General features: G+C 66.7%; 21 protein-coding genes. 16 read left to right on the forward strand and 5 right to left on the reverse strand.

Annotated elements, in window-relative coordinates; translation table 11 throughout:
• On the reverse strand, positions 1-442 hold a 442-nt coding region (locus B1A78_RS01160), incomplete at its 3' end, for a hypothetical protein (RefSeq protein WP_077145211.1).
• Positions 443-536: 94 nt separating this feature from the next.
• On the opposite strand from B1A78_RS01160, the gene B1A78_RS01165 reads away from it, so the two are divergent.
• The 3 genes from B1A78_RS01165 to B1A78_RS01175 all read left to right on the forward strand — a co-directional run bounded on the left by B1A78_RS01165 (position 537) and on the right by B1A78_RS01175 (position 4,217).
• On the forward strand, positions 537-2,867 hold the full coding sequence (locus B1A78_RS01165) for a TonB-dependent receptor (RefSeq protein WP_077145212.1): 2,331 nt from the start codon (positions 537-539) through the stop codon (positions 2,865-2,867).
• A gap of 110 nt (positions 2,868-2,977) precedes the next feature.
• A complete protein-coding gene (locus B1A78_RS01170) occupies positions 2,978-3,574 on the forward strand; it encodes a YdeI family protein (protein WP_077145213.1) in 597 nt (198 codons plus the stop codon).
• Between the two features lie 13 nt (positions 3,575-3,587).
• Positions 3,588-4,217: a hypothetical protein gene (locus tag B1A78_RS01175; RefSeq protein ID WP_077145214.1), complete on the forward strand. Its 630-nt coding sequence runs from the start codon at positions 3,588-3,590 to the stop codon at positions 4,215-4,217.
• Between the two features lie 12 nt (positions 4,218-4,229).
• Here B1A78_RS01175 and B1A78_RS01180 read toward each other — a convergent pair whose 3' ends face one another.
• Positions 4,230-4,706: a methylated-DNA--[protein]-cysteine S-methyltransferase gene (locus tag B1A78_RS01180; RefSeq protein WP_077145215.1), complete on the reverse strand. Its 477-nt coding sequence runs from the start codon at positions 4,704-4,706 to the stop codon at positions 4,230-4,232.
• A gap of 143 nt (positions 4,707-4,849) precedes the next feature.
• Between B1A78_RS01180 and B1A78_RS01185 the strand changes: the two genes are divergently transcribed.
• From B1A78_RS01185 to B1A78_RS01225, 9 genes are all read left to right on the forward strand, one after another.
• Positions 4,850-6,085, forward strand: coding sequence for an MFS transporter (locus tag B1A78_RS01185; protein WP_077145216.1), 1,236 nt, complete (start codon positions 4,850-4,852; stop codon positions 6,083-6,085).
• A gap of 70 nt (positions 6,086-6,155) precedes the next feature.
• Positions 6,156-7,337 (forward strand): formate-dependent phosphoribosylglycinamide formyltransferase, encoded by a 1,182-nt coding sequence (gene purT, locus B1A78_RS01190; protein ID WP_077145217.1) that lies wholly within the window; start codon positions 6,156-6,158, stop codon positions 7,335-7,337.
• A gap of 16 nt (positions 7,338-7,353) precedes the next feature.
• Complete coding sequence (locus tag B1A78_RS01195) at positions 7,354-8,007, forward strand: TVP38/TMEM64 family protein (protein ID WP_077145218.1); 654 nt, start codon at positions 7,354-7,356, stop codon at positions 8,005-8,007.
• A complete protein-coding gene (locus B1A78_RS01200) occupies positions 8,004-8,459 on the forward strand; it encodes an AAC(3)-I family aminoglycoside N-acetyltransferase (protein ID WP_077145219.1) in 456 nt (151 codons plus the stop codon). Before B1A78_RS01195 ends, B1A78_RS01200 begins: the two co-directional genes overlap by 4 nt.
• 33 nt (positions 8,460-8,492) lie before the next feature.
• On the forward strand, positions 8,493-11,306 hold the full coding sequence (polA, locus tag B1A78_RS01205; protein WP_077145220.1) for a DNA polymerase I: 2,814 nt from the start codon (positions 8,493-8,495) through the stop codon (positions 11,304-11,306).
• Positions 11,303-11,791, forward strand: a complete 489-nt coding sequence (locus B1A78_RS01210) for a hypothetical protein (RefSeq protein ID WP_144037626.1) — start codon at positions 11,303-11,305, stop codon at positions 11,789-11,791. Before polA ends, B1A78_RS01210 begins: the two co-directional genes overlap by 4 nt.
• A gap of 173 nt (positions 11,792-11,964) precedes the next feature.
• Entirely contained in the window at positions 11,965-13,662 is a 1,698-nt protein-coding gene (locus B1A78_RS01215; protein WP_077145222.1) for an Hsp70 family protein, read from the forward strand.
• A complete protein-coding gene (locus tag B1A78_RS01220) occupies positions 13,659-15,260 on the forward strand; it encodes a hypothetical protein (RefSeq protein WP_144037627.1) in 1,602 nt (533 codons plus the stop codon). The genes B1A78_RS01215 and B1A78_RS01220 overlap by 4 nt, the downstream gene beginning before the upstream one ends.
• Before the next feature lie 22 nt (positions 15,261-15,282).
• Positions 15,283-15,786 (forward strand): hypothetical protein, encoded by a 504-nt coding sequence (locus B1A78_RS01225; RefSeq protein WP_077145224.1) that lies wholly within the window; start codon positions 15,283-15,285, stop codon positions 15,784-15,786.
• Here B1A78_RS01225 and B1A78_RS01230 read toward each other — a convergent pair whose 3' ends face one another.
• On the reverse strand, positions 15,787-16,422 hold the full coding sequence (locus tag B1A78_RS01230) for a DUF805 domain-containing protein (protein WP_083733706.1): 636 nt from the start codon (positions 16,420-16,422) through the stop codon (positions 15,787-15,789).
• Between the two features lie 186 nt (positions 16,423-16,608).
• Between B1A78_RS01230 and B1A78_RS01235 the strand changes: the two genes are divergently transcribed.
• On the forward strand, positions 16,609-17,283 hold the full coding sequence (locus tag B1A78_RS01235) for a CDP-alcohol phosphatidyltransferase family protein (protein ID WP_077145226.1): 675 nt from the start codon (positions 16,609-16,611) through the stop codon (positions 17,281-17,283).
• A 66-nt stretch (positions 17,284-17,349) separates the two neighbouring features.
• Positions 17,350-18,585: a hypothetical protein gene (locus B1A78_RS01240; RefSeq protein ID WP_144037628.1), complete on the forward strand. Its 1,236-nt coding sequence runs from the start codon at positions 17,350-17,352 to the stop codon at positions 18,583-18,585.
• A gap of 6 nt (positions 18,586-18,591) precedes the next feature.
• Here the strand turns inward: B1A78_RS01240 and B1A78_RS01245 are convergent, their stop codons facing one another.
• A complete protein-coding gene (locus B1A78_RS01245) occupies positions 18,592-19,482 on the reverse strand; it encodes a prephenate dehydratase (RefSeq protein ID WP_077145228.1) in 891 nt (296 codons plus the stop codon).
• Between the two features lie 167 nt (positions 19,483-19,649).
• Between B1A78_RS01245 and B1A78_RS01250 the strand changes: the two genes are divergently transcribed.
• Both B1A78_RS01250 and B1A78_RS01255 read left to right on the forward strand, forming a co-directional pair.
• Positions 19,650-20,306, forward strand: a complete 657-nt coding sequence (locus tag B1A78_RS01250; RefSeq protein ID WP_077145276.1) for a cytochrome c family protein — start codon at positions 19,650-19,652, stop codon at positions 20,304-20,306.
• On the forward strand, positions 20,306-20,734 hold the full coding sequence (locus tag B1A78_RS01255) for a cytochrome c family protein (protein ID WP_077145229.1): 429 nt from the start codon (positions 20,306-20,308) through the stop codon (positions 20,732-20,734). The genes B1A78_RS01250 and B1A78_RS01255 overlap by 1 nt, the downstream gene beginning before the upstream one ends.
• Positions 20,735-20,768: 34 nt before the next feature.
• Here B1A78_RS01255 and B1A78_RS01260 read toward each other — a convergent pair whose 3' ends face one another.
• On the reverse strand, positions 20,769-21,638 hold the full coding sequence (locus B1A78_RS01260) for an LOG family protein (RefSeq protein ID WP_077145230.1): 870 nt from the start codon (positions 21,636-21,638) through the stop codon (positions 20,769-20,771).
• Between the last annotated feature and the right edge of the window lie 5 nt (positions 21,639-21,643).

Here is a 21,643-nt window from a genome sequence, read left to right on the forward strand (position 1 = left end):
GCCCGCCGATGACGAGCCGGGTCTGTGGCTCGCCCGGCGCGAGCGCGGCCCAGGCGATGCCGACGCCCATCGCGGCGACCATGCCGATCGGACCCGCGAGCAGCCAGCGCAGCGTTTCGCGCCATTTGGTCGTCGCGCGGTCGGAGGGTTCGGGGGCGAGGCTTTCGCGCGCGGCGCGCGCCTTGGCCTCGCGCCGCGTATAATTGCCCGCGACGAGCGCGAGCGCGACGGTCGACACGAGCGCGAGCGCGATGAACGGCCCGCGCGCGGGGCCGAGCGCCCAAGCCGGCGCGGCGATCGCGCCGACGATCAGCGCCCAGCCGCCGAGCACATAGGCGCGATTGGAATCGCGCCCCCGCCACGAGCGGCGCAGCAGCCAGACGCCCGCGCCCGCCACAGCAGCGATGACGAGCGCCGGCAAAAGCGGCGAGCTGTCCTGCATAAGTCCCCCTGTCGACCCTTTTATCGATTCTATTGACACGCATTCGCAATAGCAATAGCGGCGCCCTCGATAGCTAAGCGGGGAGCTCATGACAATGACCAAGACGATCAAGCCGTTGCTGGCGCTGCTGCTGGCGGGCGCGGCGATGCCGGTTCAGGCCGCCGAACTGGCGGCGGATGCTGCGGCCGAAGCCGGCGACGCGGGTGCCGATACGGGCGAAAGCAACGAGATCGTCGTCACGGGGATGAAATTCGACCGCACGCTGCAGGACACGCCCGAAAGCGTGAAGGTGTTCACGTCGCAGGACATCGAAGACCAGAATCTGACCAATATATTCGACCTGATCGACCGCACTGCCAACCTCGCCTCGACCTTCGGCGAGTCGGGCTTCACGATCCGCGGCATTTCGAACACCAATGTTTCGGGCACGGGCTTCGGCGACCTCGCCACCGTCTATCTCGACGGCTCCCCCCTGCCCAGCGAGGCGACCGCGAGCGGCCCGCTCGACCTGTGGGACATCGACCAGGTCGAAATATTGCGCGGTCCGCAATCGACGCTGCAAGGGCGCAACGCGCTCGCCGGCGCGATCATCATCAAGACCGCCGACCCCAGCTTCGACTGGCGCGGCAAGGCACGCGCGATGATCAGCGCGCCCAACGGCGAATATCGCTTTGCCGCTGCGATCGGCGGTCCGATCGTCGACGATGTGCTGGCGTTTCGCGTCGCGGGCGAACTGACGCGCGGCGACGGCTTCATCAAGAACGGCTTCACCGGCGGCCATTACGACCCGAGCAGCAGCGACACCGTGCGCGCCAAACTGCTCTTCACCCCCGCAGGACCCGACGGACTGCAGGTCAAGCTGTCCTATCTTTACGACCGCCACGACGGCAACGGCCGCGCCTATGCCTTCAGCGACACGCCCGATGCCTGGAACAATCGCGTCGTCGAGGCCAATCGCCCGACCTTCTCGCGCGCGAAGACCGACCTGTTCACGCTCGACGCGACGCTGCCGCTGGGCGATATCTTCACGCTGTCGTCGATCTCGACCTACAACCATCTGCGCACCGCATCGGCGTATGACGGCGATTTGCAGTCGGTCGACACCGCCTATGGCGACGCGGTCACCGACCAGAAAATCTTCAGCCAGGAACTGCGGCTGACCTTCGACACCGGTCCGCTCCAGGGCATCGTCGGCGGCTATTATTCGCGCACCAAGAACCCCGATTCGGACACCAATTCGACCTTCGGGCTCGATCCCGACCGCGACCTGGGGCTGACGCCGACGGTCGCCGGGGTGCTGCAGGGGCCGCCCTTCGGTCTCGACCCGGCGACCGCGCTGTTCCTCGCGCAGCAGGCGCGCGCGCAATATCCGGGGCTGATCTACATCACCTCGTCGCAGGCCTATTCGATCGATATCGAGACGATGGCGCTGTTCGGCGACGCGAGCTGGGAAATCACCCCGGGGATCAAGCTGCTCGCGGGCTTCCGTTACGATCGCGAGAAGCAGCGCGTGTCGAACGACAATATCGTCGTCATCAATACGCCGCTGCCCAATCCGGCGCTCTACCCCTCGCCGCTCAACCTGATCCTCGCGACGGTCAATGGACTGATCCAGCAGCAGGCCGACGATGCGAGCAGCAGCAGCCCGCTGTCGAACACCAGTTACGAGGCCTTCCTGCCCAAGGGCGGCCTGTCGATCGAATTCGCCGAGGACAAGACGCTGAGCGCGATCGTCCAGCGCGGCTATCGTTCGGGCGGCAGCGGGGTGAACCCGGCGCGCGCCTCGACCTATGCCTATGATCCCGAATATACGTGGAATTACGAACTGTCGCTGCGCACCCAATGGTTCGACCGGCGGCTGACCTTCAACGCCAACGCCTTTTTCATCGACTGGACCGACCAGCAGGTCAGCGTGCAATTGTCGAACAGCGTCTATGATTATGAGACGCAGAATGCGGGCAAGTCGCGCGTCTATGGTTTCGAGGTCGAGAGCGATTATGACGTCAGCGACAGCCTGAACATCTATGGCTCGGTCGGCTATGCGCGCACCGAATTCCTCGAATTCGACGCGACCGGCGGCTTTGTCGACGACCTGTCGGGGCTGGAATTCATCAACGCGGCGCGCTGGACCTGGGCGGCGGGTTTCAGCTGGCGTGACCGGAGCGGCCTGTCGGCCAATGCCAATGTCAACTATCGCGGCCCCGCCTATCAGGGACTGGTCGACCAGAGCGCCCGCGACGTGCCCGGCCGCACGCTCGTCAACGCCAAGATCGGCTGGAGCAACGACAATTTCGGCGCCTATCTCTTCGCCAACAACATCTTCGACGATCAATATTTCGACTATCAATATGACAATGACGGCCGCCTCAACGCGCTCTACGGCGACCCGCGGGTGATCGGACTGAGCTTCGAAGCGCGCTTTTGACGCTCAGGCCCATGATCTGACGGCTTGTCGTTCGGCGCTTGGGACCATAGACATTTGCGGCGCGTTTCCCATGCGCCAAGAGCGTCAATCAATCGAGCGGGAATGAGATCATGGCAGCTGTCCATGTCGACGCCGACAAGGTCCATGAATTTGTGGACGCCGACGGTTTCTACGACTGGCTGGCGGCCAACCACGCGACCGAAAGCGAGGTCTGGATCAAGATCCACAAGGTCAAGTCGGGCCTCCCCTCGATCACCCCCGAACAGGCGATCCATGCCGCGCTGTGCTGGGGATGGATCGATGCGATCCGCAAATCCTTTGACGAGAAGAGCTTCCTCCAGCGCTACACCCCGCGCGGCGCCAAGAGCGTCTGGAGCCAGATCAACATCGACAATGTCGCGCGGCTGACCGCCGAAGGGCGGATGACCGAGCATGGACTGAAGCCGGTCGCGGCCGCCAAGGCCGACGGGCGCTGGGATCGCGCCTATCGCGTCAAGGGGTCCGAGATTCCCGAGGACCTGCTGGCGTCGATCGACGCCGAACCGGCGGCAAAAGCGATGCTGGCGAAACTGACCGCGCAAAACCGTTTCGCGCTGATCTTTCGCCTCGGTGCGATCAAGACCGAGGCGGGGCGGAGAAAGAAGATCGCCGACCTGGTCGCAATGCTGAAACGCGGCGAGACTTTTCACCCGCAGAAAAGCGACTGACGCTCGCCTGGGAGTGGGTTACAGCCGCGCCGAACCGGACGGGAGCGACGCGATGAAAGCTGCTTGGATCTTGGCCGCACTGATGCTCGCCGCCTGTTCGTCGCCGACCAGCGAGGCCGCACCGGAACCGACGAAAACGGCAGGCGCCGCCGAAACCGTCGCCACACCGCCCATACCCAGAACCCGCCCGGTCGTCGAAAATCCGCTCATCCTCGCCCCCGATGGCCTGCTTGCGATCAACCGCGATGGCCAGATGCGCCTGGTGCCTTTCGGCCTGGCGCGGGGCGAGGCCGAATCCGCTGTCGGCATCGCCATGACGCCGCCGCGAAAACGCGGCAGCAGCAGCGAATGTGGCGCGGGCATCGTCGACTACACCGATTTCCGGAACGGGCTGCAAATGACTTTTCAGGTCGATAAATTCGTGGGGTGGACGATCAACACGGACTCGCCGCTCAGGACCGCCAAAGGCATCGGCGTCGGTTCGACCCGCCAGCAACTCGACGCGGCGTACAAGGTCGATGTCGAGGACTCGTCGCTCGGGCTGCTGTTCAGCACCGGCGATCTGGTCGGCCTGCTCGACCAGGATGGGATCGAAGGGCTGGTCACCGATATCTGGGCGGGCACCGTCTGCCTGATCGATTGAGCGGGCGCCGCGCTACCCTTCGAGTTCGAGCAGATATTTCTTTGCCGCGAGGCCGCCCGCAAAACCGGTAAGCTGGCCGCCCGAGCCAACCACCCGGTGGCACGGCGCGATGATCGAGATAGGGTTGCGCCCGTTCGCCGCCCCGACCGCCCGCGACGCACCCGGCTTGCCGATCTGCTCGGCGATCTCGCCATAGCTGCGCGTCTCGCCGAACGGGATGGTGAGCAGGGCGGCCCAGACGCTCTTCTGGAAGTCGGTCCCGGCGAAGGACAACGGCACGTCGAAACTGCGGCGCGCGCCCGCGAAATATTCGCCCAGCTGGCGCTCGGTTTCGATCAGCAGCGGATGATCGGCCGCCTCGCGCATCGGCCCGAGCCGCACCCGACCGGGCCGGTCATTCTCCCACAGGATGGCGGCGAGGCCGCCGGCATCGGCGACCAAGGTCAGCTCGCCCACGGGCGACCAGATGGTCTTGAAAACATAAGTCATGCGTCGATCCTTGAACGGCTATGCCGCGCTTATGGCAAGCCTCGACGCACGCCGCGTCCCGGATCTTGCGCCCAATCCATCCGCCGATTTTTCTGGTCCCGTCACGCCGCTGTGATAGCCTCCTGCCCAGGCAGGGGACAGATATGGCAACGACCATAAACGACACGCGTCACAGCAACGCACGGCTGACCTCGATCGTCGTGCTCATCGCGCTGTCGGTCCTCCTCAACTATGTCGATCGCGGCGCGATCGGGGTCGCCGCACCGCTGATGAAGGGCGAGCTGCAGCTGTCCGCGACCGGCTTCGGCATCGCGGTGTCGGCCTTTTTCTGGGTCTATGCGCCTGCCTGCCTGCTCGTCGGATGGCTGTGCGACCGTTTCTGCGTCTACCGCGTCTTCGCCCTCGGCGTCGCGCTCTGGGCGATCAGCACCGCGCTCACCGGTTTTGTCGGCGGACTTGCGTCGCTCATCCTGCTGCGGCTGTTTCTCGGCCTTGGCGAGAGCATCGCCTTTCCCGGCAGCAGCAAGATCTTCGCCGCCGAAATCCCGGCCCCGCGCCGCGGCATCGCCAATGCCTCGGTGTCCGCCGCGCTCGCTTTCGGCCCCGCGCTCGGCACGCTGTTCGGCGGTGCCATCCTCGGCGAATGGGGCTGGCGCGCGATATTCTGGATCTTCGGCCTCGCAACCCTGGTCTGGCTGATCCCCTGGCAGGTCGCCGCCGCACCGCTCCGCGCGCGCAGCGTCGCCGCGCCATCGGCCGAACGCGTGTCGATGCGGCGCCTGCTCCGCATCCCGACGCTGTGGCGGATGGGGCTGGTGCATTTCCTGTCCAACTACGGCTTTTATTTCCTGCTGGCCTGGCTGCCGCTCTATCTCGTCAACACGCGCGGCTATTCGATCGGCGAAATGACCTTGCTCACGACGCTCGGCTTCACGACGCAGGGGATCGTCGCGCTCGCCGCGGGCTGGCTCTCCGACCGCATGGTCGCGCGCGGCGCGCACGAGGGCCAGTTGCGCCGCGGGCTGATGGTCGCGGGCCAGCTCGCGACCGCCGCCGCGATCGCGGGCATCGCGGTCGGCGACGGCATGGCGACGCTCGCCTGCTGGCTGGTCGTGGCGGGATTCGGCACCGGGCTGGTCGCCACCAACCTGTTCGCGATCGGTCAGATTTTTGCCGGCCCGCGCGCCGCGGGCAGCTGGATCGGCGCGCAAAACGCGCTCGGCAATGTCTCGGGCATCGTCGGCCCCGTGATTACCGGGCTGATCGTCGACTATCTCGGTGGCTATGGCTGGGCCTTCGCCTGCGCCGCCGCCATGGCCGCGCTCGGCGCGCTGCTGTGGTGGGCGATCATTCCCGACATCCGCCAGATCGAGACATGAGCTCGCCACTGGCGAATCCCGCGCACCCCGACTAAGCGGGGCGCCCCACGCCAGCGACGAAAGCCCGCCCATGACCCCCACCGCCACCATCCTGCTGCTCGGTTCGGGCGAACTCGGGCGCGAGTTCGTGATCTCGGCCAAGCGCCTCGGCTGCCGCGTCATCGCCTGCGACAGCTATGAAGGCGCGCCCGCGATGCAGGTCGCCGATGGTTTCGAAGTCTTCTCGATGCTCGACGGTGCTGCGCTGCGCGCCACGATCGAAAAGCACCGCCCCGACCATATCGTCCCCGAGGTCGAGGCGATCCGTACCGAAATCCTCGCCGAGGTCGAGGCCGAGGGTTTCCATGTCGTCCCCTCGGCGCGCGCCGCGCAGCTCACGATGAACCGCGACGCGATCCGCGACCTCGCGGCGAGCGAACTGGGGCTCACCACCTCGACCTTCGAATATGCCGAGACGCGCGAGGAGCTGGTCGCCGCGGCAAACCGCATCGGCTTCCCGCTCGTCGTCAAGCCCGTGATGTCCTCGTCGGGCAAGGGCCAGAGCACGGTCAAGAGCGCCGCCGACATCGACGCCGCCTGGGACTATGCCGCCGCGGGCATGCGCGGCGACCGCCTGCGCGTCATCGCCGAGGCGTTTATCGACTTCGATTACGAGATCACCCTGCTGACCGTGCGCCACCAGGATGGCGTCGCCTTCTGCCCGCCGATCGGCCACCGCCAGGAACGCGGCGATTATCGCGAAAGCTGGCAGCCCGCCGCGATGTCGGACGCCGCGCTCGCATCCGCGCAGGATATGGCGACCAAGGTCGTCGACGCGCTCGGCGGCCATGGCATTTTCGGGGTCGAATTTTTCGTGAAGGGCGACGCGGTGATCTTCTCCGAACTCTCGCCGCGCCCGCACGACACCGGCATGGTCACCCTGATCTCGCAAAGCCTGTCCGAATTTGACCTTCACGCCCGCGCGATCCTCGGCCTGCCGATTCCTGCTGTCGCGGTGCCCGACGCGAGCGCCAGCGCGGTGCTGCTCGCCGACCGCGACGCGAGCGATTTCGCGATCACCGGCCTCGCCGACGCGTTGACCCCGCCGAATGCCGAAATCGCGATCGACGCGCGCATCTTCGGCAAGCCGGTGACGCGGCCCTATCGCCGCATGGGCGTTACGCTCGCCAAGATCGCGGGCGGCACGACCGACGACGCGCGCACGGCGGCAGTCGCGGCGGCGGCGAAGCTGCATATCGACTATCGGGACTGACGCGCTAAGTTGCGGCATGGCAAAGCCCCCTGCCCCGTTCCTTCGCTGGCTCGTCATCGCCGCGCTGCTCTTCCTCGTCATCGGCCTGCCGCTGATCTTTCGCGACCAGTTCATGGCGGCGAGCGACGCGATCCTCGCCGCCGCCGAACAGCGCCCGCTCGCTGCGGCGCTCTTCATCGTCGCCGCGCTGACGCTCGATCTGTTCCTGCCCGTACCCAACGGCGTGACCAATACGCTCGCGGGCGCCGCCTTCGGTTTTCCAGTCGGCACGCTGGTGATCTGGCTCGGGCTGATGGGGGCCAGCCTCGCGGGCTACGCCTTCGGTCGCTGGGCGGCGCGCCCGCTCGCGAAACGCTGGCTCGGCGCCGACGACGTCGACAGGGCGCATGCGCTCGCCGAGCGCGTCGGCCCGATCGCGCTGATCGTCTCGCGCCCCGTTCCCGTCCTCGCCGAGGTGATGGCGATTGCCGCCGGGGTATCGGCGATGGCTTTCGCGCGCTTCGCGCTCGTCATGGCGCTCGCCAATCTCGGCGTCGCGATGCTGTTCGCGGCGATCGGTGCGGCCGCAGTCGAGCAGGCGTCGGCCGAATTGCTGATGCTCGGCGCGGTCGGGTTGCCGCTCGCCTTCTGGCTGGGCTGGCAAGGCATCGAACGCTGGCGCGCGCGATGATCGTCCGCCGCCTCGGGCCCGCCGACGTCGAAACAGCGCGCGACCTCAACGCGCTCTACGCCGACGCCTTCGAGGATCCCGGCACCTATCGCCGCGACACCCCCGACGACGCCTGGCTCGCGCGCCAGCTCGCCAAGGAGGCGACCATCCTGCTCGTCGCCGAAATCGACGGGCGCATCGTCGGCGGCCTGACCGCCTATGAACTCGCCAAGCTCGAAGCGGCGCGGAACGAAATCTATCTCTACGACCTGGCGGTTGCGGAGGCGCATCGCCGCAAAGGCGTCGCCATCGCATTGATCACCGAACTCCAGCATATCGCCGCCGAAACCGGCGCCTGGGCGGTGTTCGTCCAGGCCGATTATGAAGATCCGCCCGCGATTGCGCTCTATACCAAGCTCGGCGTGCGCGAGGATGTCCTGCATTTCGACCTGCCGCCGCTGCCGCGCCCCTAGCCCGCGCTCAAGGGGCGCGCTACACCCCGCGCCATGTCCGAGAAGAATCATCTCTATCTGGTCGACGGCTCCGGTTACATCTTCCGCGCCTATCACCGCCTGCCGCCGCTGACGAACCCGCAGGGAACCCCCGTCGGCGCGGTCTATGGCTATACGACGATGTTGTGGAAGCTCGCGAAGGACCTGCACGACGCCGACGGGCCGACGCATCTCGCGGTGATCCTTGACCATAGCAGCCAGTCGTTCCGCAACCAGATCTACGATCAGTATAAAGCAAACCGCCCCGAACCGCCCGAGGATCTGCGCCCGCAATTCCCGCTGATCCGCGACGCGACCCGCGCCTTCTCGCTGCCGTGCATCGAGCTTGAGGGCTTTGAGGCCGACGATCTCATCGCAAGCTATACCGAGGCGGCGGTCGCCGCGGGCTGGGACGTCACCATCGTCTCGTCCGACAAGGATCTGATGCAGCTCGTCCGCGAACCCACCGACGGATCGCCGCACGTCGACATGCTTGACACGATGAAGAATGTCCGCATCGGGCTCGACGGCGTGAACGAGAAGTTCGGGGTCACCCCCGACCGCGTCGGCGACGTGCTCGCGCTGATGGGCGACAGCGTCGACAATGTTCCCGGCGTGCGCGGGATCGGGCCGAAGACCGCGACCAAGCTGATCGTCGAATATGGCGACCTCGAAAGCGCGCTCGCGGGCGCCGAGACGATGAAGGCGTCGAAGCTGCGCGACAATCTGATCGAACATGCCGACATGGCGCGGCTGTCGCGCGTGCTGGTCGAACTGAAGCGCGACACGCCGCTGCCCGACACACTCGATCAATTGAAGCTCGGCGCGATCCCGCCGGCACCGCTCAAGGCCTTTCTCGACGAACATGGCTTCCGCTCGCTGTCGGCGAAGATCGACACCGGCGCGACGCCGGGCGGCCCGCCGACGCTGCCGCGCGCCAGCGCCGCGCCCGCTACGGCGCCCGCCGGGCCATCGACGCCCACCCTGCCCGTCTGGCCCGCGATCGACCGTTCGCTCTACGAGACGGTGACGACCATCGACGCGCTCGATCGCTGGATCGCCGAGGCGAAAGCGGCCCATGTCGTCGCGGTCGACACCGAAACCGCGACGCTCGACAGCGTCACCGGCGAGCTTGTGGGGGTCAGCCTGTCGACCGGTCCGGGCAAGGCCTGCTACATCCCGCTCGGCCATGGCGGCACCGACATGTTCGCCGAAAAGCCCGAGCAGATTCCCTTCAACGAAGCGATCGACCGGCTGCGACCCCTCTTGGCAGACGACGCGGTGCTCAAGGTCGGGCACAACCTCAAATATGACATCGGCGTGCTCGCGCAGCACGGACTGACCGTCGCGCCCTATGACGACACGCTGGTGATGAGTTTCGCGCTCGACGCGGGCAAGCATCAACACGGGATGGACGAGCTGGCGAAACTCCACCTCGACCATGTCTGCCTGTCGTTCAAGGAGGTATGCGGCACCGGCAAGTCGCAGATCAGCTTCGCCGAGGTGCAATTGCCGCGCGCGACCGAATATGCCGCCGAGGACGCCGAAGTGACCTGGCGGCTGTGGAAGCTGCTCAAGCTGCGCCTGCCGCTCGAAGGCGGCACCCGCGTCTACGAGATGGTCGACCGTCCTTTGGCGGCGATCGTCGAGACGATGGAGCGCGCCGGCATCACCGTCGACCGCGACTATCTCGCGCGCCTGTCGGGTGAGTTCGCGACCGAAATGCTGCGCATCGAGGGCGAAATCCACACCCTCGCGGGCCAGCCCTTCGCCATCGGCAGCCCGAAACAGCTCGGCGAAATCCTCTTCGACAAGCTCGGCCTCAAGGGCGGGCGCAAGGGCAAGTCGGGCGACTGGTCGACCGACCAGAACGAACTCGAACGGCTCGAACGCGACGGCGTGCCGATCGCGAGGCTGATCCTCGAATGGCGCCAGCTCGCCAAGCTCAAGTCCACCTACACCGATGCGCTCCAGCAACAGGTCAATGCCAGGACCGGCCGCGTCCACACCAGCTACAGCCTCGTCGGCGCGCAGACCGGGCGGCTGTCCTCGACCGACCCCAATCTCCAGAACATCCCGATCCGGACCGAGACGGGGCGCCAGATCCGCGACGCGTTCATCGCCGCGCCCGGCCATGTGCTGATCGCCGCCGACTATAGCCAGATCGAGCTGCGGCTGGCCGCGCATATGGCCGATGTCCCCGAGCTCAAGGAAGCCTTTGCGCAGGGACAGGACATCCATGCCGCGACCGCGATCGAGCTGTTCGGCGAGGTCAACCGCGATACGCGCGGCAAGGCGAAGACGGTCAATTTCTCGATCCTCTACGGCATCTCGCGCTGGGGCCTCGCGGGGCGGCTCGAAGTCACCCCCGACGAAGCCCAAGCACTGATCGCGCGTTATTTCGAGCGTTTCCCGGGGATCAGCGACTATATCACCGACACGCTCGAAAGCGCGCGCGCCAAGGGCTATACCGAAACCCTGTTCGGCCGGAAGACCTGGTTCCCGCGCATCAAGGCGCCGAACCAGAACGAGCGCGCGGGCAGCGAGCGCGCCGCGATCAACGCGCCAATCCAGGGCACCAGCGCCGACCTTATCAAGCGCGCGATGGCGCGCATGCCCGCCGCGCTCGCCGATGCCGGCCTGTCCGACGTCAAGATGCTCCTCCAGGTCCATGACGAACTCGTCTTCGAGGCGCCCGAGGACAAGGCCGAAGCCGCCGGCGCGGTCATCCGCCGCGTGATGATGGGCGCCGCCGAACCCGCACTGACGCTGTCGGTCCCGCTGGAGGTCGAGGTCGGGGTCGGCAAGAGCTGGGGCGAGGCGCATTGACGATGTGGGTCGCCGCGCTGCTCGCGCTCGCCGCCCCCGAAGTGCCGCCGCCGGCACCGCCGCCGATCGACGCCGCCTCCGACGCGCTTCCCGCCGAAGACCTGCGCATGATGGCGGCGACGATCGGCCCGCTGACCGCGACGCAGCCGATCGGCGGCGACGCGAAGGCCGACAAGATCCTCCTGCTCGGCCGCCAAAATGGCACGCCCGTGGTCTCGGGGATGATGGCCGTGCCGCCCGGCGACGCGACGCCCGCGCCGGTCAAGGGAACGCTCGCGATCGTCCGCAGCCGCGAACGGACGAAAAAGGGCCAGGCCGGCCCGCTTCCCGCCGACCGCGACTTCGTCGCGGCGCACCGCCTGCCCCTCTACCTCATCCTCGTCGGCAAGGGCTCGACCCAGATCTGGGAGCTCGCCTGGTACGAGGGTCGCGTTCGCCATCGGCCGGTCAACAACAAGGGCGCCGCCGGGCCTTGGCTGGACTGACCTGAAAGCCGCATACGACGCGAGGCCGCACCGGCGCGGCGGCGATTGCACCGGGCAAAATCCAAGTTTGAATTGCGGGATGCAAGGATTTGCGGCACCTCGCACGGCATAGGGGTGCAGGGGCCGCCGCGAATCAACCGTCGCGGGGCCGATAGAGGGAATCTGGGAATAGGATGATCGTCGGCATCGATTTGGGAACGACCAACAGTGCGGCTGCAATTTTCGAAAATGGCGAATCCCGACTGATCCCCAACGCGCTCGGCGACCTGCTGACCCCCTCGGCGGTCGCGGTGCTGCCCGACGGCACGACTTTGGTCGGCAAGCCCGCGCTCAACCACTGGGCGGTCAAGCCCAGCGAGGCGGTGACCAGCTTCAAACGCTTCATCGGAACCAACCGGACGATCAAGATCGGCCGCTTCTCCTTTGGCGCCGAGGATCTGTCGGCGATCGTGCTGCGCAGCCTGAAAGAGGATATCGAGGCTGCGACGGGGCAGGAGGTGACCGAGGCGATCATCACCGTCCCCGCCTATTTCAACGACAAGCAGCGCAAGGCGACGCGGCGCGCGGGCGAACTGGCGGGGCTGAAGGTCGCGCGCCTGCTCAACGAGCCCACCGCCGCAGCGCTCGCCTTCGGCATCGCCGACAAGGAGGATCGCGAGCCCTTCCTCGTCTTCGACCTCGGTGGCGGCACCTTCGACGTGTCGATCGTCGAAATGTTCGACGCGATCGTCGAGGTCCGCGCCTCGTCGGGCGACAACCGGCTCGGCGGCGACGACTTCACCAATGCGATCGTCACCCACTGGACCGAGCAATATCAATTCCCCGCCGACGTCCGCAGCAACCTGCTCCAGGCGCGGCTGTTCCAGGCCGCCGACAGCGCGCGGCGCACATTGTCCGAAGCCGACACGGCCAATGTCACGCTGACCGTCGGCGACCGCCAGTTCGACCTGTCGATCGACGCGACGACCTTCGAAACGCTCGCCGCGCCCTTGCTCACCCGCCTGCGCGACCCGATCCTGCGCTCGCTGCGCGACAGCAACCTGCGCATCGAGGCGCTGAGCGACATCGTCCTCGTCGGCGGCGCGACGCGTATGCCGATCGTGCGCAAGGCGATCACCAAGATGTTCGGGCGATTCCCGAACCATATCGTCCATCCCGACCATGCCGTCGCGATCGGCGCCGCGATCCAGGCCGGGCTCGTCGCACGCGACGCCGCGCTCGACGAAGTGCGGCTCACCGACATCTGCCCCTTCACGCTCGGGGTCGAGGTGACCGAATATGACAGCCACGGCCGCCTGCGCGGCGGGCTCTTTTCGCCGATCATCAGCCGCAACAGCCCGACCCCGATCAGCCGTACCAACAGCTATTCGTCGATGTCGGACAATCAGAGCCAGATCAAACTCAACATCTACCAGGGCGAATCGCGCGAGGTCGCGAACAACATCCTGCTCGGCACGATGGAATTTCCGATCCCCAAGAAGCCGGCGGGCCAGGTGTCGATCGATTGCCGCTTCACCTATGACACATCGGGGCTGCTCGACGTCGACGTGACGATCCCCGAGAGCGGCGAGACGCGCTCGATGGTGATCAGCGACGATGCTGACGCGCTCACCCCCGAACAGCTCGAGGCGCGGCGCGACCAGCTTGCGGCGCTCAAGACCCACCCGCGCGACGTCGCCGAGAACCAATATGTCGTCGGCTGGGCGGCGCGGCTCTACGAAGAGTTCATCGACGAACGGCGCGAGCATATCGGCCGCATGCTGCTCCATTTCGAAGGCGTGCTCGAAACGCAGGACCCGCGCGCGATCGAACAGGCACGCGCCGCCTTTTCGGCATCGCTCGAGGAACTCGAAAAGGACCAGCGCCTGTGAGCGAATTTCACTGGCCGTGGCCGGTGCTGGGGATTGCGCCGACCGACGACCGCAAGACGATCCGCGAGGCTTATTCGCGGCTGCTCAAGGCGCTCGACCCCGACGCCGAAACCGAAGCCTTCATGGCGTTGCGCGACGCGCGCGACGGGGCGCTGTCGGGGCAATTCCTCCACCCGCCGCGCGATGACGGCGAAGAAGAGGATGATTTCGGGCTGGGCATGCCCTTGCCCGAAGGCGGCGATCAACCGGCGGGCGGCATCGAACCGCTTACCGATGCCGAGCCCGCCGAAAAGCCGGTCTTCACCGTCGAATATAGCGACGCGGACGACAAGAGATTCAACCGCACCGTCGAACTCTTTCTGGGCGAAGGCGAACTGACGCAGGGCGAGATCGCCGAACTGCACGAACATCTCGACGCCCTGCTGGGCGACGACCGCATGGCCGATCTTGGCCATTATGCCCGCGTCGAGGCCTGGCTCGCGCAATTGCTCGCCGAACGCTACCCGCGCGGCGCGGCGCTCTTTCCGCGGATCGCCGAGCATTTCCAGTGGAGCGAACGCGCGCACGAGCTCGGCATCCATCCCGCCATCCCCTGGCTGTTCAACGCGCATGAAGGCCAGAGCCTGGTGCGCGAGCTTTCGACCCCCGGCCACAAATATCATCGCGAGTGGGCCGAACTGACGCGCGGAAAGCCGCAGGGGATGCTGTGGATGCGCGCGATCGACAAGCCGCGCATGGCCAATCTGATCGCCACGGTCCGCCGCGACTACCCGTGGCTCGAACAGGAACATTGGCAACCCGAACTCGTCGCGCGCTGGGAAAAGAAGGCCGCGGGGGGCACGACCAGCGGCCCGAACCAATGGGTGTGGATCATATTCGTCGTCCTGTTCCTGTCGGCACTCGGGCGTATGATCGGCAGCGAAGGCGCCGCGACGAGCGGCCCCGAAGCCCCCTCCAAACTTGCCGCATCGGTTGCTGCGGAAGCCAATGTCCTCGACTTCATCCAGACACAATTTCCGCAAGCCGCCGGGGACGGACGCACGATCGTCACGCTGCGCAAGGAAAGCCCGCGGGCTTACGAAAAGCTGGCCGAAGTCGCCGGCCGATATGGTGCGCCCGGCGACGCCCGCGATCGCCTGATGACGAGGGAGATCGACGAAATCTATTTCTACATCATCGACAAGCTGCCGTACAAGACGCAGGTCGCCGACGCCAAATTCCGCGCCGCCACCCTGAAGGACCTGCAGGACGATGCGCCGTCCTGTACCGCATTCTTCAGGAATCCGCGGTCGTATCTCCGGCAAGGCCGCAACAGCGACGCGCTTTCACCCGAATATCGCTATCATATGTTCTCGGTCCTCCACGACGAATATGGCGACCGCGAATGGCCCCTGGTCGACAAGACGATGACGATCCCGGGCGAGGTGGTAGGCAAGCTCATCAAGCGCTCGGGCTTGTCCGAGGAGCGGTTGCGCGCGGCGATCGCGACCGACACGGCGCCCGACGCCGATGTTTGCGCCGCGATGCGCAGCCTGTACGAGATCGCGACCGAAATCCCACAGGCGCAGGCGAGCAAGATCTTGCCAGCCATCATGTAAGCCACGACAAGGCCCGACATCCATGATCGCCCTGCTTCTCGCCATTCAGTCACCCGTCGACGCCGCACCCGTCCCGCCGCCAGTGGTGGCGACGCCCCCACAGTCCGCCGCCATCCCCGCGATCGCCGACGAGGATATGCGCCTGTTCGCCGCGCTCAACGGACGCAAGGTCGCGGGACGGCCGGTTGGCGGTCCCTATCCGACCGCCGACAAGATCCTGCTGCTGACACGCGACCGCAATGGCCATCCCGACATCGGCGGCAGCCTTGCGATGCCGGTGCGCCAGTCGTTGCCGCCGCCCCCCGTGGGGACGATCGCGGTGGTCCGGTTGCACCAGCGCTCCGAAACCGTGGTGCCCGGCCCGACCGCCGACGATCTCGCTTTCGTCGCCGCCAACAAGATTCCGCTGTTCGTCATCGGCGAATGGGCGCGCCCCGCCCCGATGTGGGAGGTCGCCTGGCAGGGCGACGCGGTGCGCTACCGCGTGATCGGCGACGTCGGCGAAATCGGTCCCTGGCAGGATTGATTATTCGGGCTGCGGCCCAAAGCGATTGGGTCCCGGCGTCCCGGCGCGCAGCAATTCGACGACCAGCACGAGCATCGCGACGCTGGCGACGATCGCCGGCCAGCTGACGCCGATTGCCTCGGGCTGCATCTTCGCGATCAGGCCAAAGATGTCGGCGGGCCGACCCGTGCCGCTTTGCGCCGCGAGTTCCGCCGACAGCTTCGGCATCATGCCCAGCATATGCTCGGTCCGCCGCGCCTGGTCGAAGCCCGTCACGGCCGCAGCAAGCGGCAGGATCAGGGCGAACAGCCCGCTCCTTCCCCGGTCGTGCAGGCGGCGCGCCGTTGCCGCCAGCAACAGCAGCGCCGCAACGACATGCAGCGCCATGGTGAGATAGATCGAGGTGATCATGCCGTCGACCATCGCGGTCATCGCTTTCAGATTGGCCGCCTTGGCATCATAACCGGGCTGCATCGCCGCCTGCAGGTCGATCGATGGAAAGGTCAGCACGACCTGCGCGATCATCTGCACGACGATCAGCGGGGCAAAGACGAGCGCGAAATAAATCCAGAACTGGACGCGGTCGTCGCGTCCGCGCGGGTCGAAGCTGCCCGCAATCCCGCGCCGCACGATCCTGCCCATTGAAATATCGGCCATTTGCTTCCCCCTTGCCGTTCCCGGATAGCCGCTTGGCAACGGCGCGCCAAGCGGTGCCCGCGTCGGTCCGCCCCGCCATGACGCCAAAGCGCGCTTCCTGCCCTTTTCCCGCCGCAAAATTGCGCTTATGACGCGCGCGTGACGTCTGGCTGACACAGATGTGACGGCTCCCGACGAAAGGCCGACATGAGCAGCAATCCCCCGCCGGCGGCGACCACCGTCCGCATCCAGCAGAATATCCTCGCCCGCGGCGAGCGCCGCCTCCTCAACTGGATCTGCCCGCGCCTGCCCGGCTGGGTCACCCCCGACCAGCTGACGACGCTTGGCTTCCTTGGCGCGGTGATGGTCGCGATGGGCTATATGCTGAGCTGGCTCGGCCCGGCGTGGCTCTCGCTTTCGATCGCCGGCTATGTCGTCCACTGGTTCGGCGACTCGCTCGACGGCAGCCTCGCGCGCTGGCGCCGGATCGAACGCCCCTCCTATGGCTATTTCGTCGACCACAGCGTCGACGGGCTCGCGATCTTCCTGATGGTCGGCAGCATCGGGCTCAGCCCCTATATGCGCTTCGACGTCGCGCTGATCGCGGTGATCGGCTACCTGCTGCTCGCGATCCACAGCTTCCTTGCGGCCAAGGTCGTCGGCGAATTCCGCCTTTCCTACATGGCGGGCGGCCCGACCGAGCTGCGGCTGATGCTGATCGCGATGACCGCATCGATGCCGATCATCGGCGGCGCCGACGTCAACGGCACCAATTTCTCGCCCTTCGACCTCTTCGGCCTCGTCGTGTCGAGCATCCTCGTCACGCTGTTCGTGACGCAGAGCTTCGCGACCGCGCGCAGCCTGGCGCACCGCCGCGACTGACCGCCCCGACTTTTCGCTTGACTGTATTGGATGAATAATACAGCTAGGTGAAAAGAGGAGGGCGATATGAAGCGCTGGAAATCCGCCTTGGCCGCCGCCTTCGTCGCGGCGCTCCCCCTCGCCCCGGTCGCTGCGGCCGATCCTGCCCCCGCCGAACCGGTCGAAATCCTACCGATCGCCTTTTCCGAGGACGGGCTTTCGGGCGCCGGCGGCGAACGGCTGCGCGCCGAGCTTCGGACTGCGCAATTCATCGCGCTCGGCGAGGATCATGGCTTTGCCGGATCGCCCGAACTCGGCATCGCGCTGGCGCATGACGCGCAGGCGCTGGCGGGCGCGAACCCCGTCTTCCACGCGGTCGAGGTCGGCCCGATCACCGCGCGCCGCACAGCCTTCGAAATCCGCGACCATGGCGTCGACGGCCTCGGCCCCTGGCTGAAGGGCCGCCCCTGGGCGATGCCCTTCCTCTCGAACGTCGAGGATGCGAAGCTCGCCGCGATCTTCAGCCCGCGCTATCTGTGGGGGATCGACCAGGAATTCGTCGGATCGCCCGCGATCCTGCTCGACCTGCTCACCGAACGCGCGCCCGACCAGGCGACGAAGCAGCTGCTCGCCAAATGGCAGGCCAGCGACAAGGCGGCGCTCGACGCCGGGCAGTTCGACAAGATCATGCTGCAGACCGCGACCCCCGCCGATTTCGCCGACCTGCGCGCGCGCTACAGGGGCAGCGTCGAACTCACCGCCATCGTCGACGCGATGGAGAAGAGCGCGCACATCTACCAGCTCAACGATCAGGGCCGATATCTCGAGAATAACGAGGTGCGCGCCGCGCTGATGCGCAGCTATTTCCTCCGCGCGCTCGATGGCGAAAAACCCGCGGCGCCGACCGTGCTGCTCAAGATGGGGCTCAACCATGTCGGCCGCGGCACGACGCCGACCTCGATCTACGACCTCGGCTCGCTGCTCCCCGGGCTCGCCGCCGCGAACGGCAAGACCTCGCTCCACATCGCCTATCTCCCGCTCGCCGGGACGGTGCGCAATATCAAGCCGACGCCGACGACCTTTACCGAAGTCGCGCCCTACAAGGACGAGACCGTCGGTCCGATCCTCGCCGCCGCGGGCATCGCGCCGGACAGCCTGCCCGCGACCGGCCATGTGCTGATCCCGCTCGCACCGCTGCGCCACACATTGCAGGGCAAGGCGCTGCGCGAACTGCCCGTCTATTCGCGTTTCACGCTGCTCGGCTTCGATTATCTGGTCACGACGCGCGACGCGAAGCCCGCGACGCATTTCGAGGCACGTTAGCCCCGGTCAGCTGCGCGCGCGCGCCTGCCGGTAGGTGCCGAGCAGCCGCAGCGTCTTGGTCTGGAAATCCAGCTCCTCGAGTGCGCGGTCGATGCGTTCCTCGCCGGGCGCCCCGACGATGTCGGCGTAAAAGGTCGTCGCGGTAAAGCTGCCCCCGACCTGATAGCTTTCGAGCTTGGTCATGTTGACGCCGTTGGTCGCGAAGCCGCCGAGCGCCTTGTACAGCGCGGCGGGAATGTTGCGGACCTCGAAGATGAAGGTCGTCATCAGCGGCACGTCCTGCGGCAATTCGGGCAGCGGTTCGCGCGCCAGCACGACGAAGCGCGTCATATTATGGTCAGCGTCCTCGATGCCCGTTTCGTGCAGCTTGAGCCCATAGAGGTCGGCGGCGTGCGGCGGCGCCAGTGCGGCAAGTCCGACCTCGTCGCTGTCGGCGACCCAGGCGGCGGCGCCCGCGGTGTCGCTGTGCGCGACGGGGTCGATCTTGTTGCTGCGCAACCACTTGCGGCACTGGCCCAGCGCCTGCTCATGGCTCATCGCACGCGTGACGGAGCCGAGGTCGCGACTCATCAGGCCATAGCGGATGCGCAGGAAGTGCTCGCCGACGATCGACAGGCCGGATTCGGGAAGCAGAAAATGGATGTCGGCGACGCGGCCGTGCAGGCTGTTTTCGATCGGGATGATCGCGCGGTCGACGCGCCCGTCGCGCACCGCCTCGATCGCATCCTCGAACGAATAGCAGGGCAAGGGCAGCGAATTAGGGTCATATTCGCGCGCAGCGAGGTCGCTGTTCGCGCCGGGGGCGCCCTGAAACGCCAGCCCGCGCGCGGGCTCGGCGAGCGCCGCCGCCTTCATCTGGTCGACCAATGCCTGTGCCGAAGCCGAATAACTGCCCATGAGTGCCTTCCCGCGTGAAGGTCGGGCGCATAGCGGCGGCGCGCTTTGCACGCAACCGGCGCGAAGGCCGTTTCATCCCCTTGCGCCGCCGCGTGCGCATCAGTAAGGGAGCGTCCAAATCAAATATGCGCGCCCATGAGGGGCGCCAGCGAACGGGGCTGCAAAGCATGGACAACCGCAACAATACCATCGCCGGCTGGGTGCTCTTCGCGGGCATCTGCGCGCTGGGCCTGACCATCGGGTCGGGCATGGTGTTCGCCGATCATCACCCCGAGAAGGAAGGCTATCCGATCGAGGACGCCGAAGGCGGTGCCGGCGGCGGCGCATCGGCCGTCCCGCTTCCCAACCTGCTCGCTGCGGCGGATGTCGCGAAGGGCGAGGCCGTGTTCGCGAAATGCGCCGCGTGCCACACGGTCAATGCCGGCGGCGCCAACGGCGTCGGTCCGAACATCCATGCGATCATGGGCGACGAAATCGGCCATGGCCGCGGCGGCTTCGCCTTCTCCGACGCGCTCAAGAGCCATGGCGGCACCTGGACCTTCGAGAATATGGACGCCTGGCTCGCCAGCCCGCGCAAGTTCGCCAATGGCACCAAGATGTCGTTCGCCGGCCTGTCGAGCGCCGAAGATCGCGCCAACCTGATCGTCTATCTGAACGCGCAGGGTTCGAATCTGGCGCTGCCCGCCGCCGAAGCCGCTCCGGCCGCTGACGCCGCTGCCGCGCCGGCCGAAGGCGAGGCACCCGCCGCCGCCGACAAGGGCGCCGCCGCTGCACCGGCCGAAGGCGCCGCAGCCACCCCCGCCCCGGCAGAAGCCAAGAAATAATGCGCCTCGCGCCCGTCGTGCTGGCGGGCGCGCTCGCGCTGGCAGGCTGCGGCAAGGGCGACAAGCCCGCTGCTGAAACCACCGACGCGCCGTCGGGGGCGCCCGCAGCGCCGGTCGAACCGACCGCGGCGATGGGCGAACAGATTTTCAAGCGCTGCGTCGCGTGCCACACGATCGACAAGGGCGGCAACAACGCCATCGGCCCGAACCTCCACGGCGTCGTCGGCCGCGCCGTCGGCTCGCATGCGGGCTTCAGCTATTCGTCGGCGATGAAGGCGAAGGGCGGTGTCTGGGACGATACCGCGCTCGACGCCTATCTCAAATCGCCGATGAAGGCGATTCCCGGCACGCGCATGGCCTTTGCCGGCATCCCAGACGATGCCGACCGCAAGGCGCTGATCCTGTACCTCGACGAACAGTCGAAATGATCGCCGCCCCCGCATTCGCGGGGGCCAGGCGATGTTATTCCGCCACCTTGGCGTAGAAATCCTGGATGATCGCCCAGGCTTCGTCGGCGGTTTCGACGAAGTGGAACAGCGACAGGTCGCGCGCGCTGATCACGCCTTCCTCGACCAGCGCGTCGAAATTGACGACGCGGGTCCAGAATTCCTTGCTGAACAGCACGATCGGGATCGGCTTGATCTTGCCGGTCTGGATCAGCGTCAGCAGTTCGAACGTCTCGTCGAACGTCCCGAACCCGCCCGGGAACACGCACACCGCGCGCGCGCGGAGCAGGAAGTGCATCTTGCGGAGCGCGAAATAGTGGAACTGGAAGCTCAGCTTCGGGGTGACGAAGCGGTTGGGCGCCTGCTCGTGCGGCAGCACGATGTTGAGCCCGATCGAATCGCGGCCTTCGTCGTCGGCGCCGCGGTTCGCGGCCTCCATGATCGACGGGCCGCCGCCCGAACAGACGACGAAGTCGCGGCAGCCATTTTCGTCGCACGGGACCTGGCTCGCGATCCGCGCGAGGTTGCGCGCCTCGTCATAATATTTCGACTTGGCGGCGAGCCGCTCGGCGATGCGCGTCTCCTCGGGCGTCCGCGCGGCGTCGAGCACCGCCTGCGCCGCGTCGGGCGCCGGGATGCGCGCCGAGCCATAGATGACGAGGGTCGATTCGATCTTCGCTTCGTTGAGCAGCAATTCGGGCTTGAGCAGCTCGAGCTGGAAGCGCACCGGCCGCAGATCCTCGCGCAGCAGGAATTCGGTGTCCTGGAACGCCAGCCGATAGGCGGGGTCCTGCGTCTGGGGGGTCGATACCGCCTGTTTGGCGAATTGCGCGTCGTCCTTGGCCTTGTGGAAACGCGAACGATGGGGTTGTTTTTCTTCTGTCATTGGCG

The organism is Sphingopyxis sp. KK2 (assembly GCF_001990265.1).
Classification (GTDB): domain Bacteria; phylum Pseudomonadota; class Alphaproteobacteria; order Sphingomonadales; family Sphingomonadaceae; genus Sphingopyxis.

Excerpts from the sequence above, each read along its gene's own strand:
- B1A78_RS01165 (WP_077145212.1), top strand. The coding sequence starts at position 537 with ATGACCAAGACGATCAAGCCGTTGCTGGCGCTGCTGCTGGCGGGCGCG.
- B1A78_RS01170 (WP_077145213.1), top strand. The coding sequence starts at position 2,978 with ATGGCAGCTGTCCATGTCGACGCCGACAAGGTCCATGAATTTGTGGAC.
- B1A78_RS01180 (WP_077145215.1), bottom strand. The coding sequence starts at position 4,706 with ATGACTTATGTTTTCAAGACCATCTGGTCGCCCGTGGGCGAGCTGACC.
- B1A78_RS01185 (WP_077145216.1), top strand. The coding sequence starts at position 4,850 with ATGGCAACGACCATAAACGACACGCGTCACAGCAACGCACGGCTGACC.
- purT (WP_077145217.1), top strand. The coding sequence starts at position 6,156 with ATGACCCCCACCGCCACCATCCTGCTGCTCGGTTCGGGCGAACTCGGG.
- B1A78_RS01195 (WP_077145218.1), top strand. The coding sequence starts at position 7,354 with ATGGCAAAGCCCCCTGCCCCGTTCCTTCGCTGGCTCGTCATCGCCGCG.
- B1A78_RS01200 (WP_077145219.1), top strand. The coding sequence starts at position 8,004 with ATGATCGTCCGCCGCCTCGGGCCCGCCGACGTCGAAACAGCGCGCGAC.
- polA (WP_077145220.1), top strand. The coding sequence starts at position 8,493 with ATGTCCGAGAAGAATCATCTCTATCTGGTCGACGGCTCCGGTTACATC.
- B1A78_RS01215 (WP_077145222.1), top strand. The coding sequence starts at position 11,965 with ATGATCGTCGGCATCGATTTGGGAACGACCAACAGTGCGGCTGCAATT.
- B1A78_RS01225 (WP_077145224.1), top strand. The coding sequence starts at position 15,283 with ATGATCGCCCTGCTTCTCGCCATTCAGTCACCCGTCGACGCCGCACCC.
- B1A78_RS01230 (WP_083733706.1), bottom strand. The coding sequence starts at position 16,422 with ATGGCCGATATTTCAATGGGCAGGATCGTGCGGCGCGGGATTGCGGGC.
- B1A78_RS01235 (WP_077145226.1), top strand. The coding sequence starts at position 16,609 with ATGAGCAGCAATCCCCCGCCGGCGGCGACCACCGTCCGCATCCAGCAG.
- B1A78_RS01240 (WP_144037628.1), top strand. The coding sequence starts at position 17,350 with ATGAAGCGCTGGAAATCCGCCTTGGCCGCCGCCTTCGTCGCGGCGCTC.
- B1A78_RS01245 (WP_077145228.1), bottom strand. The coding sequence starts at position 19,482 with ATGGGCAGTTATTCGGCTTCGGCACAGGCATTGGTCGACCAGATGAAG.
- B1A78_RS01250 (WP_077145276.1), top strand. The coding sequence starts at position 19,650 with ATGGACAACCGCAACAATACCATCGCCGGCTGGGTGCTCTTCGCGGGC.
- B1A78_RS01255 (WP_077145229.1), top strand. The coding sequence starts at position 20,306 with ATGCGCCTCGCGCCCGTCGTGCTGGCGGGCGCGCTCGCGCTGGCAGGC.
- B1A78_RS01260 (WP_077145230.1), bottom strand. The coding sequence starts at position 21,638 with ATGACAGAAGAAAAACAACCCCATCGTTCGCGTTTCCACAAGGCCAAG.